Origin of the sequence: Polaromonas sp., from assembly GCF_012927455.1 — a bacterium.
Lineage (GTDB): Bacteria > Pseudomonadota > Gammaproteobacteria > Burkholderiales > Burkholderiaceae_C > Polaromonas.
This window is the reverse complement of record NZ_JABBPE010000008.1, coordinates 297,409-309,929: the sequence shown is the minus strand read 5'-3', so window position 1 is coordinate 309,929 and position 12,521 is coordinate 297,409. Positions and strand designations below refer to the sequence as shown.

The window sequence follows — 12,521 nt, the reverse complement described above, 5'->3', positions numbered from 1 at the left end:
TTCGCTATCGGCCTGCGAAGAACTGCGCTGCGGCGTCTACCGTGGCTTCGATGTCTTCGGCCGTGTGCGCCGCGCTGACAAAGCCGGCCTCATACAGCGCCGGCGCGTAATACACGCCGCGGTCCAGCATGCCGTGAAAGAAGCGGTTGAAGGCCGGGCTGTCCGTGGTCATCACGGTGGCATAGTTTTGCGGCAATTGCCCCAGCAGGAAAAAGCCGAACATGCCGCCTTCGCTGTCGCCGCAAAATGGCACACCGGACTTGGCCGCGGCTTGCGTCAGGCCACTCACCAGGCTGCGCGTGCGCGCGCCCAGTGCCTCGTAAAAACCCGGTTTCTGGATTTCACGCAGCGTCGCCAGGCCGCAGGCGGTGGCCACCGGGTTGCCCGACAGCGTGCCGGCCTGGTAAACGCCGCCCAAGGGCGCCAGCAGCTCCATCACGGCGCGCGTTCCGCCAAAGGCTGCCATCGGCATGCCGCCGCCAATCACCTTGCCGAGCGCCGTCATGTCGGGTTTGAAGCCGGGAATGCTTTGGGCATAAACGCTTTGCGCGCCGCCCAGTGCGACCCGAAACCCCGTCATCACTTCGTCAAACACCAGCAGGGCGCCGTATTGCGTGCAGAGTTCGCGGCAGCGCTTGATGAACGGGACGCTGGCGCGGACAAAATTCATGTTGCCGGCAATCGGCTCGATCATCAGGCAGGCTATTTCCTTGCCGTGCAGCGAAAAAGCTTCTTCCAACTGGGCGATATGGTTGTATTCAAGCACCAGCGTGTGTTGCACCACTTCGGGTGGTACGCCGGCGCTGGTCGGGCTGCCAAAGGTGGCCAGGCCCGAGCCGGCTTTCACCAGCAGCGCATCGGAGTGTCCGTGGTAGCAGCCTTCGAATTTGACGATCTTGCTGCGCCCGGTGGCACCGCGCACCAGCCGGATCACGCTCATCGTTGCCTCGGTGCCGGAACTCACCAGCCGCACCATTTCGATCGAAGGCACCAGCTTGACGATTTCCTCGGCCAACTCGACTTCGCGCTCGGTCGGTGCGCCGTAAGAGAAACCTTCGAGCACGGCTTTCTGCACGGCTTCAATGACGGCCGGATGGCCGTGGCCCAAAATCATCGGCCCCCAGGAGCCGATGTAGTCGATGTAGCGCTGGCCGTCGGCATCCCAGAAATAAGCGCCCTGGGCACGTTGCACAAAACGCGGCGTGCCGCCCACGGCCTTGAAGGCGCGGACTGGCGAATTGACGCCGCCGGGGATGAGTTTTTTGGCGCGCTCGAACAGCGCGGTGTTGCGGGAGGTGTCGGGTTTAATGTTTGAGGGTTCCATTAGGGGGCAGGTCAAAGGTGGATTTTGAAGTCAGCGAGGCATCATCGGTGGGATCTTCCTCTGCTTCATCGTCGGATTCTTCAGCGTCGTCATCGCTTTGAGCCCAAAACAGGCGGTCCGGCACGATGTGGCCCATGCCGGGGTGAAAACCGGCCTCCAGGCTGTGGTCCAGATAGGTCAGCGCTTCGGCGGTGGCGGCCTGCAGGTCGTGGCCATTGGCTAGCAGGGCGCAAAGGGCGGCCGACAGTGTTTCGCCGGCGCCGGCAAATACCGCCTCGAAACGCTCGAACTTTTCGCTGTACAGCACCGCCTGCGGCGTGGCCAGAACGTTCTCGATAAATTGCTCGGGCAAGGGAATGCCGGTAACCAGCGTGTAAGGCACGCCCAGCTCGGCGGCGGCCTTGGCAATGTCACGCGCCGAAGGACTGCGCTCGCCCGGCCAGTCGGGCAACAACCAGCGCCACAGGCTGCTGTGGTTGCCGACCAGCACGGTGGTCTGAGGCAGCATGAGCTCGCGAAAGGCATCCAGGTAGCTGTCTATCTCGCTTTCATCCCACCAGGACAGGCTGGGCATGTAGGCGACCAGCGGCACATCGGCGTAATCCGAGGCGATCTCGGCAATGGTGCTGATGTTTTCCGGGCTGCCTACAAAACCCACCTTGATGGCCGTGACCGGCATGTCTTCAAGCGCGGAGCGTGCCTGATCGGCCACAGCTTCTTCGTCAAACGCAAAGTGGTCAAAGATTTCGGTGGTGTCGCGCACGTAGGCACCGGTGACGACCGCCAGCGGGTGTGCGCCGGCCGATGTGATGGCCGCGATGTCGGCCGTCAGGCCGCCCGCACCGCTCGGGTCATTGGCGTTGAAGGTCATGACGCAGGCCGCAGAGACGTCAGTTTCCTCTGCCTGCAGTTGCCGGCTGTCCGTTGGGAGGGGGGTGGGGTTTGCCATAGGCTGCGAATAGTCTCTTGTACTCTAATAAGCAACGCTGCTTCGATACAATTGTTGCATTCTATTCGAAGGCAACTTAAGCTGTGACTCACTTAACAACGTGGATGTGTTTAATTTGTGGTTGGATTTACGACGAGGCCGCCGGTGCGCCGGAACATGGTCTTGCGCCCGGGACGCCCTGGGCGCAAGTGCCCATGAACTGGACCTGTCCAGAATGCGGTGCGCGTAAAGAAGATTTTGAAATGATTCAAATTTAAGCGTTTCGGCATTTGTCTAAACCACCGCAACCCGGCGCTACTGCTTAGGGATCTGCAAAAAGAGGAGTACAGATAGTGAGCATTCCAAGTTCTGGACTCAAGGTGCTGGTAATCGATGACAGCAATACCATCAGGCGCAGCGCTGAGATATTCCTGAAGCAGGGCGGGCATGAAGTGGTGCTGGCCGAGGATGGATTTGACGCGCTTTCCAAGGTCAATGACTACGAGCCACACCTGATTTTTTGCGACATTCTGATGCCCCGCCTGGATGGATACCAGACCTGCGCAATCATTAAACGCAATGCGAAATTTGCGGATGTTCCGATTGTGATGCTGTCCTCCAAGGACGGTGTGTTCGACAAGGCACGGGGTCGCATGGTCGGTTCACAAGACTACCTGACCAAGCCTTTTACCAAAGACCAGTTGCTGCAAACCGTTCAGCAACTGGGTAACGTGAAACAGGACGTAGTGTGATGGCAATCAAGAAAATACTGGTCGTTGACGACTCTAAGACTGAACTGATGTTTTTGACCGATCTGTTGGTCAAAAACGGGTTTATGGTCAAAACGGCGGAGAACGCGGAAGACGCGTTTCGTCGTTTGGCAGAAGACAAACCGGAACTGATCCTCATGGATGTGGTGATGCCAGGACAAAACGGTTTCCAGTTGACGCGGTCCATTTCTCGTGACCCGTTGTATTCCGACATTCCCATCGTGATGTGCACCAGCAAAAACCAGGAAACCGACCGGGTGTGGGGCATGCGGCAAGGTGCCCGCGACTACATCACCAAGCCTGTGAACAGTGATGAATTGATGGCCAAGATCAAAGCCCTTGGCTGACCTCGGGCGCAAAAATAAAGCATGGCGAACCGACAAGCACTCCGAGAGCTCCAGACCCGATTGGCAGACAGGTTACAGATTGCGCGCACGCAAGGTGTTGCGCCCTCTTGGTTGGCCGTGGAGGCAGGCACAAAGAAATACCTGTTTCCGCTGAGTCAGGCTGGTGAGATTTTCCCGTGGGTCAGCACTCAGTTGGTGCCCTACACCCAGAGCTGGTTTGCCGGTGTTGCCAATTTGCGTGGCGGCTTGTTTGGTGTGGTTGACCTGGCCAGTTTCGTGAGCGGCCAGGTAGCCCCACCGAAAACCGAACTCGCGCGCTCAGACTGCAGGTTGATTGTGCTCAACAGCGCGCTTCAAGTCAATTGTGCTTTGTTGATTGACCGGCTGGCCGGACTGCGCAACCAGGCTGCTTTCAGCGATTTTTCCGAAAAGGCGCCCGGTGCGCCCGCTTTTTTTGGCCACCAGTATGTTGACCCGAATGGCGCAAGCTGGCAGGAAATCAACCTGCAGGTGCTGGCTCAGCAAGCCCATTTCTTGACGATAGGCGCCTAGCGCGTCCTGTCACCTCGCTTATTGCTTCTCCCGGAAGGCCCCCATGTCCGCTATCGACTCTATCCAGCGCTTGTTCAAAGCCAAGTCCACTCCGCTCGAAGACAGCATGGACATGGCGTCCCTCGGCATGCCGGAAGAACTGCTGGCTGCCGGAGCCATGGATGGCCCTACTCTCAGCGGCTCAGCCTTGCGCCGCGCTGACTCCCGGGAAGAGGTCTTTGCGTCAAGTCGCTTGGCGCCGGATGAAGAGCCAGCGCCGGTAGAAAGCGCCGACCTGCTAAGGCTTCCTTTACTGGGCAATCGAACCATCGGCCAGCATCAAAAGATTTTGGTGACTCTGCTGGCGTTGGCGCTGCTGGTGCTGGGCAGTGTGGCTTTTCTGGCATTGCGGCAAGCGGACAAAGTGGCCCAGCAGGTGGCGGCCACCGGCCAGTCGCTAATGCAGTCGCAGCGATTGGCAAAATCTGTATCGCAGGCGCTGGTGGGTAGCGCCCAGGCTTTTCCCGATGTGCGCGACAGCTCGGATGTGCTGGCCAAAACCGTGCGCGGCCTGAAGTCCGGCGAGGCCAGTTCGCGCCTGACTGCGGTCAACGATGAATTGCAGCCGGACCTGGAAAAAGTTACCCCTCTGATGGAGCGGGCCGAGAAAAACGCAAAAACGGTGATGGCGCAGCAGAGCATTCTGACGCAGGTGGGCAGCGCTTTGCGTACCATCAACCGGCAGTCTTCGGATTTGCTGGAAATAGCGGAAACCGTGTCGTCGCTCAAGCTACAACAAAATGCCGTCCCTGCGGAAATTTCCGCGTCGGGTCAGCTAGTGATGTTGACTCAGCGTATCGGCAAGTCGGCTAACGAGTTCCTGACCATGGAAGGCGTGAGCCCTGAGGCCGTGTTCTTGTTGGGGAAAGACTTGAACTCCTTTAAGGAAATAGCGCAAGGCCTTCAGGATGGCAGCCCTGAGCTGCGTCTGAGCGGCTCCAAAGATCCCCAGACCCGCGAGCGGCTGGAGGCCTTGATGGCGCTTTATGAGCAGACGCGGGTGCAGGCGGGCGCCATCTTGGGAAATTTGCAGGGTCTGGTCTCGGCTCGGGAGGCGCAGTCCTCAATCATTGCCGACAGCGAGCCGCTGCGCCGTGGCCTAGAGGAGTTGCAGGGCAAACTGTCGTCTCAGACTGGATTGGGCGCGGTGGCGCTGACGACCCTGCTGTTTGCCGCCGCTCTCGCGCTGCTTTGCGCGGCAGGCCTGGCCCGCTTGCAGGTAAAGGACAGTCAGCAGCGGCAGGCAGTTGCAGAGACGCAAAGACATGAAGCCAAAGGCCAGGAGCAAGATGCCAAGCGCGTTAACGACGCCAACCAGGCCGCTATTTTGCGTTTGATGAACGAGCTGCAAACCGTCGCTGAGGGCGATCTGACGCAGGAAGCTACCGTCACCGAAGACATCACTGGCGCTATTGCCGATTCGGTCAATTACACGGTGGAAGAGTTGCGCCAGTTGGTGGGTCACGTGCAAAACACGGCTACTCGGGTGGCGCAGACTACCGCCCAAGTGGAGAGCACCTCAACTGAGCTGCTGGCCGCGTCTACCGAGCAACTGCGCGAGATTCGTGAAACCGGCCAGTCGGTACTCGACATGGCGACGCGGATTAACCAGGTGTCTACGCAGGCGCAGGAATCGTCCCAGGTGGCGCGTCAGTCGCTGACTGCGGCTGAATCGGGCTTGAAGGCGGTGCAAAACGCCATCGGCGGTATGAACTCCATCCGGGACCAGATCCAGGAAACCTCCAAGCGGATTAAAAGGTTGGGGGAGTCATCACAGGAGATCGGCGAGATTACCGAGCTGATTTCCGACATTACCGAGCAGACCAACGTACTGGCGCTTAATGCGGCCATTCAGGCGGCGTCCGCTGGTGAAGCCGGTCGAGGCTTCTCGGTGGTTGCCGAAGAGGTGCAGCGGCTGGCTGAGCGTTCTGCCGATGCGACGCGCCAGATTGCGGCACTGGTCAAGGCCATTCAGACCGATACCCAGGATGCGGTGGGCGCCATGGAGCGCTCCACGCAAGGGGTGGTTGAGGGGGCCAAGCTGTCCGACAACGCCGGTACCGCGCTGACCGAAATTGACCAGGTGACGCGGCGCCTTGCTGACCTGATTGAGCAGATTTCCAGCTCGGCATCCAGCGAGGCCGCGTCGGCTAACGTGGTGGCGGGCAACATTCAGCACATCTTTGCGGTCACTGAGCAGACCGGAGAAGGTACTCGTTCCACGGCACAACAGGTGCGCGATCTCTCGCGCATGGCGGAAGAATTGCGCCAGTCGGTGTCCCGATTCAAGATCGCCTGATAGCCGCCTGCTGTGCGCTGACCGCAAACCCGATTTCTGAACCGGCTTCTTACTTATGCAATCCAACGTCGCGAATTCAAGCGCAGCTGAATTCGATCTCACTGGTAGCGATCTGGGTCCTCTGGCCTGGGTGCTTGACGAACTTCGCAAGTCGCTGGAGAGCGCCGCGAAGGCGCTCAAGCGCTTCGTGCGAGAGGCCGAGGCGGCGCGCGGATCTGATCTGGCGGCGCTTGATGCCAGCCAGTTACGCATTGCGCGGCAGCAGTTACACCAGGCAGTCGGTGCGCTGGAGATGGTGGGGCTGGCAGAGCCAGCGTTGGTGCTTCGGGCGATGGAGGCCGCGGTACAAAAATTTGTACAGCAACCCGAGCAGTGCAGCCAGGATGCCGCCGGCAAAATCGAGCGTGCCAGCTTTGCGTTGACGGAATACCTCGAAGGTGTGCTGGCAGGCAAGCCAGTGTCTGCAGTTTCCCTGTTTCCGCAGTACCGTGATATTCAGGCGCTGATACGCGCTGACCGGATTCACCCCGCTGACCTGTGGTCCTATGAGTGGCGTTGGCTGGAGCCGGAATTTGCCGTGAATGTAGAAGCGCGGAATTACGATGACAGCGCGCGGGCCGTGATGGACCAGTGGGTGCTTCAGTTCATGAAAGGCCAGGCACCGCTGGCCGCACGCCATCTCAGGGATACCAGCCTGGGATTTGCAGCGCGACAGACTGATCGGCAACCAAGGATTTTCTGGAAGATCACCGCCGCCTTTTTTGAAGCGGTGGTGCACGATTTGCTGGACTCGGATGTCTATTTAAAGCGCGCCGCCTCCCGCATTCTTTTGCAATATGCCGCGCTGGCCAAAGGTGATACGGCGATATCGGAACGTCTGGCGCAGGATCTGCTTTTTTTCTGCGCCCAGGCGACCTCCAGTCCGGCGGACACGCCCGCTTTGTCGGCAGTCCGTTTAGCCTACGGGCTGACACGTTTTAAACCGGTGGACTACGAACTCGTGCAGTTTGGCCGGTTCGATCCGGCGCTGCTGGCACAGGCGCGCAAACGTATCGTCTCTGCCAAGGAGGTCTGGTCGTCGCTTGCCGGCGGAGACAGCAGCAAGTTCAAAGCAGTAGCTGACCAGTTCAGCCTGGTGACCGATTCCCTGCTCAAGCTACATCCGCCCAGCGAACCACTGGCGCAAGCCTTGACCCGCGCGATCGACACAACGGTGCGCTCTGCTCAGGCCCCAAGAATAGAGTTGGCGATGGAAGTTGCCACCTCGGTGCTTTATCTTGAGGCCGCCTTTGCCGATCTCGATCCCAACGATCCGCAGCTGACCTTGCGCACCACCAATCTGGCCGAGCGGCTGGAGGGCGTCAGGGCAGGCGGTGAGCCGCAGCCGCTGGAAGTCTGGATGGAGGAGCTTTACCGCCGCGTCAGTGACAAACAGACCATGGGCAGCGTGGTTGGGGAACTGCGCGTGTCCTTGGGCGAGCTCGAAAATTCCCTTGACCTGTTCTTTCGCAACCCGCAAGACAAGACCGTCCTGCAGGCCGTGCCGATGCAGCTTTCACAGATGCGTGGCGTGCTGTCGGTGCTCGGCCTGGATCAGGCCTCGCATGCAGTGCTACGCATGCGCGAAAGTGTCGAGCAATTATTCGTGACCGAAATTGACGATCAAAAAGCGCGCGCCGCCGGAACTTTTGAGCGGCTTGGGAACAACCTGGGTGCCCTGAGCTTCCTGATTGACATGCTCAATTACCAGCCCGTGCTGGCGAAAAAACTGTTTGTCTATGACGAGGAAAAGGGGGAACTTAAGCCGCTGATGGGTCGCGCGCCGGGCGCTCCCAGCGTTGCTGAGCCCATGCCAACCAACAACGATTTGCTGTCAGAGGAAGCGATTTCGCTGGTGCTGGAGGCGGGCGTGGGCGAGGTGGACGAAGCACTAGGCGCCCGACTGGATGCTTTGGCAACGCATGCGGCACTGGCCGAGCAGTCCGCCTTGGCTCAGACCGCTCACGCTGCGGCAGTCGCGCTTTCTGCGAACAACACCGAAGGGGCCACTCAGGCCTTGACAACGCTGGCCTCCACCGTGGTGCAGATGCCCGTGCTGCCAACTGTTTCGGTCGACTTGGTGGATATCGAGGAAGACGACTTACGGGATATTTTCCTTGAAGAAGCACGCGAAGTCGTCGGCCATGCCCTGGAAGCCCTAGCGCTATTGCAGAGCGATCCCGGCGATGCCGCGCAATTGACGGTATTGCGGCGTGCCTTTCACACGCTTAAAGGCAGTTCGCGAATGGTCGGCTTGGGAGAGTTCGGTGAAGCCGCTTGGTCGCTTGAGCAGTTGCTCAACAGCTGGCTCGCTGATCAGAATGCTGCCACGGCTGAGTTCCGGGCGTTGTGCGCGGGTGTCATGGCTGGATTCAGCAACTGGATTGCCGATATTGCGGCGAATCAGGACGTTTCTTGGTCGGCGGCACCCTTCTGCGTCAGCGCCGATGCCATGCGCACCGAAAAGCGCTACTGCGCCTTGCAACTGGTTGCCAACACCATCGCGAGCAAGCAGAGCGTTACATTTCCCGCGACGGAAGCAGTTGCCGCAGACTCGTTTGAGCTTCAGGCGCCTGAAGCGGAATCCTCGTTATCGGGCCATTCAACCGATCCGACGGCTGCTGACCTTGCCGGCGAACCCGTTGTCGACTTTGACTTCGACATGGCTTTGGCTGACCAGTTGGTGCCTGCTGCGCCAGCTGATTCCGCGCCTGGGCAGGCAGTCACGACAGCCCTCGCTGATACCCATGGTGCTGATATTCAAAGTATTGATTTTGAGAGCCTGTTTGCGCTTCCAGCCGAGCCTGACGCATCGCCACCGATTGATGCGGCGGAGATGGCAAACAAACCGCCTCACTGGCCCCAAGAACTGGTTTCTGGCGAGGCCATTGAACTGTCGGCTGCGGATTTTGACAATCATTTTCAGATCCCGGCCACGCCTGTCGCGACCCAGTTCTCGCAGGCTGAAGATGTCTACACATCGCTGCCGGATCCGATGGCCCCGGTGGAGATCCTTGAATCAGTCGAGCCGCCGGCTGCGCAAGCCTGGGCGATGCTGGACAGCGCGGCGTTTGGCCATGCGTCGGCGACTTCCCTGCCAGCAGAAGGCAAGGAGAGTGAAGAAGAGGAGGAGCAGATCAAGGTCATCGGTGCCCTGCGCATAGGCATCCCTCTTTACAATGTCTACCTGAACGAGGCCGATGAATGGTCGCGTCGGCTAGTCACCGAGATTACCGAGTGGGCGCTGGAGCACGACCAGCCGGTCAGCGACTCTACAGTGTCGCTGGCGCATTCCTTGGCGGGCAGTTCTGCGACCGTCGGTTTCCTCGCATTATCCGAGATCGCTCGCGCGCTAGAGCATGCCTTGCAGCAATCCGAGGTGCATCACAGCAATGGCGCTGCTCGATACGGCAAGGTATTTGTTGATGCAGCGGAAGATATACGCCGTTTGCTGCACCAGTTTGCCGCCGGATTTCTCAAGGATCCGAATGCCGACGTCCTTGGTGGACTACTGGCGCTGGACTTCTCCGACTCCGTTTTGCCGCCTGTGAACGAGTTTGGCGATCCTGATTTTCTTGACGATTTGTTGGCTGGGATCGACATCCAGCCTACTCGCATGGTTCTACCCGAACCTGCGGTGGTGGAAGCCGCGGTTCCAACAGTAGCCACAACCATACTTGCTGCATCTGCCGAGGCGCTAGTTGTCCCTGTCGTGCGGCTGGTTTCCTTTGTGCCACCACCGGTCGCTGCTGTCGTGCCGGCTGGCACCGCCTTATTCAGAACAACTGGCGATGAGGATATCGATGCGGTCGACGTGATTGACCCTGATCTCTTCCCGATTTTCCAGGAGGAAGGCGCTGAGCTCATGCCGCGCCTGGGCGGAGCACTGCGGCAGTGGTCGGTGCGTCCCGACAACCTGAGTGCGCGCATGGAAGTGCTGCGTACATTGCACACGCTCAAGGGCGGTGCTCGTCTGGCTGGCGCGCTGCGGCTCGGTGAAATGGCGCACCGAATGGAATCGGAAATCGAGCATCTTGGCTCGGATGCCTCAGCCACTCAGGAGTTTGATCCTCTGTTGGCCCGCTTTGACGCCATGCAAGCCGTTTTTGAAAGCCTGGGTCAAACCGAAGCCGCATCTGCAAGCGATCTCGCTGTCGGCGTGCCGGCCACAGAACCCGCTGCTGCTGTCGTGGTGTTGCCCGCTTTGGAGATTGCGCAATCTTTGGTGGATACAGCCGTTAGCCATGAAACCAGTTCTGGACGGCTGGTAACAATTCCGCCACCGCAAACCCTAGCCCTTCAGCCTCTGCGGCAAGCGGCATCGGCCTCGATACGCGTGCCATCCCATTTGCTCGACCGCATGGTTAATCAGGCCGGCGAGGTCATGATCACGCGCTCCCGGCTGGAAGCCGAGCTCGGCCAGTTGCGTGGCTCCTTAAGCGACATGAACGGTAACTTGAACCGTTTGCGTCAGCAATTGCGCGACATTGAACTGCAGGCTGAAACCCAGATGCAGTCGCGTCTGGCTCAGGCCAAGGAAGCCCAGGCGGGTTTTGATCCGCTTGAGTTTGACCGCTTCACCCGTGTCCAGGAATTGACCCGCATGATGGCCGAGTCGGTGAACGACGTGGCGACGGTGCAGCGCACCTTGCAACGCACGGTTCAATCGACCGAGGATGATCTGATCGCGCAGGCACGCCAGACCCGTGAATTGCAACGCGACCTGCTGCGTACCCGCATGGTGGAGTTTGAAGGGATTTCCGAGCGTCTGTACCGTGTCGTACGGCAAGCTTCCAAGGAAACCGGTAAGCAGGTGCGGCTCGATTTGCTGGGCGGTACCACCGAAATGGACCGCAGCATGTTGGACCGCATGACGCCGGCTTTCGAGCATCTGCTGCGTAACTGCGTGGCGCATGGCATCGAACTGTCCCAGGACCGCGCCGCCGCTGGCAAAGACCCGGTCGGATTGATTACGGTGCATCTTCGCCACGAAGGCAATGACGTATCGGTGGAATTCAGTGATGACGGTGCCGGCCTGAACTTGCAGCGTATCCGCGAAAAGGCCTTGAGCCATGGGCTGATTGCGGCAGACTATTCCCTGAGCGACCAGGAGGCAGCCAACCTGATTTTCATGCCGGGCTTCACCACTGCTTCGCAAGTTACAGAGATTGCAGGGCGTGGCATCGGCCTTGATGTGGTTCGCGTTGAAGTCAATGCGCTGGGCGGAAGAATTGAAACATCCACGGTATCCGGCAAGGGCACCCAAGTCAAATTGGTGCTGCCCCTGACGACCGCAGTAACGCAGGTCGTGATGATCCGCGCCGGCGATCTGACGGTGGGTGTGCCGTCCAACGTGGTGGAGACGGTGCGGCGTACTTCAGCCAAGGAATTGCAGCAGGCCTATAACGCCGGTACGCTTGAAGTCGCGGGAGAGGCCCTGCCTTTTTTCTGGTCGGGCGCCTTGTTGCAGGCTTCGCAGTACAGCAGCGAAGCCCAAGCCAAGACTTCGCCGGTCGTGATTTTCCGCAGCGCGGCCCAGCGCATGGCCTTGCACGTCGATGAAGTGCTGGGTAACCGCGAGGTGGTGGTCAAGAATCTGGGCCCGCAGTTATCGCGACTGCCAGGCTTGGCCGGCATGTCGGTGCTTGCCTCGGGTGCGGTGGTGCTGATCTATAACCCGGTAGCCCTAGCTACCGTTTATGGCCAGCAGGCGCGTGACTGGAGCGCAGACCTGGCGGAACCGCAGGTTCTCGAAGCGTTTGGCGGCGCTGCCGGCAAGGCGCCAGGGTTGGCGCTTGCGGCGCCGCAAATGCCACTTATTTTGGTGGTTGACGATTCCATCACCGTCAGGCGAGTCACGCAGCGCCTGTTGCAGCGCGAAGGCTATCGTGTGGCGATGGCGGCCGATGGTCTGCAGGCGCTGGAGCGCTTGCGGGAAGAGCGACCCGCCGTGGTGCTGTCCGACATTGAAATGCCGCGCATGGATGGCTTTGATTTGGCGCGCAATATCCGGGCTGACGCACGCCTGAGCAACTTGCCCATCATCATGATCACCTCACGGATTGCCGAGAAGCACCGCGAGCATGCCAAGGAACTGGGCGTCGACCACTATCTGGGCAAGCCGTACTCGGAAGACGAGTTGATGCGTCTGGTTCGGCACTACTGTTCTGCGGAAATTGCTGTTTCTGCATAAAAAGTGCCTCTAGCCCATGTGGGACGGGCG

General features: G+C 59.6%; 8 protein-coding genes. 6 read left to right on the top strand and 2 right to left on the bottom strand.

Features of this window, described 5'->3' with window-relative positions; translation table 11 throughout:
- Positions 1-4: 4 nt before the first annotated feature.
- Both hemL and HHJ18_RS10005 read right to left on the bottom strand, forming a co-directional pair.
- On the bottom strand, positions 5-1,324 hold the full coding sequence (gene hemL, locus HHJ18_RS10010; RefSeq protein WP_296914661.1) for a glutamate-1-semialdehyde 2,1-aminomutase: 1,320 nt from the start codon (positions 1,322-1,324) through the stop codon (positions 5-7).
- Entirely contained in the window at positions 1,305-2,273 is a 969-nt protein-coding gene (locus HHJ18_RS10005) for a bifunctional hydroxymethylpyrimidine kinase/phosphomethylpyrimidine kinase (RefSeq protein ID WP_296914659.1), read from the bottom strand. Before HHJ18_RS10005 ends, hemL begins: the two co-directional genes overlap by 20 nt.
- A gap of 83 nt (positions 2,274-2,356) precedes the next feature.
- Here HHJ18_RS10005 and HHJ18_RS10000 point away from each other — a divergent pair, with 83 nt between their 5' ends.
- The 6 genes from HHJ18_RS10000 (at position 2,357) to HHJ18_RS09975 (ending at position 12,491) form a co-directional block, all read left to right on the top strand.
- Entirely contained in the window at positions 2,357-2,530 is a 174-nt protein-coding gene (locus HHJ18_RS10000; protein WP_296914658.1) for a rubredoxin, read from the top strand.
- 75 nt (positions 2,531-2,605) lie between these two features.
- Positions 2,606-3,004 carry a response regulator gene (locus tag HHJ18_RS09995; RefSeq protein WP_296914655.1) on the top strand — a complete coding sequence of 133 codons (399 nt, stop codon included), beginning with the start codon at positions 2,606-2,608 and terminating at the stop codon, positions 3,002-3,004.
- Positions 3,004-3,369: a response regulator gene (locus HHJ18_RS09990; protein ID WP_296914653.1), complete on the top strand. Its 366-nt coding sequence runs from the start codon at positions 3,004-3,006 to the stop codon at positions 3,367-3,369. Before HHJ18_RS09995 ends, HHJ18_RS09990 begins: the two co-directional genes overlap by 1 nt.
- Before the next feature lie 21 nt (positions 3,370-3,390).
- Positions 3,391-3,921 carry a chemotaxis protein CheW gene (locus HHJ18_RS09985; protein ID WP_296914650.1) on the top strand — a complete coding sequence of 177 codons (531 nt, stop codon included), beginning with the start codon at positions 3,391-3,393 and terminating at the stop codon, positions 3,919-3,921.
- Positions 3,922-3,964: 43 nt separating this feature from the next.
- The gene (locus tag HHJ18_RS09980) at positions 3,965-6,259 is read left to right on the top strand and encodes a methyl-accepting chemotaxis protein (protein ID WP_296914647.1); all 2,295 of its coding nucleotides are present in this window, start codon (positions 3,965-3,967) and stop codon (positions 6,257-6,259) included.
- A gap of 55 nt (positions 6,260-6,314) precedes the next feature.
- Positions 6,315-12,491, top strand: coding sequence for an Hpt domain-containing protein (locus HHJ18_RS09975; protein ID WP_296914644.1), 6,177 nt, complete (start codon positions 6,315-6,317; stop codon positions 12,489-12,491).
- The last annotated feature ends 30 nt before the right edge of the window (positions 12,492-12,521 follow it).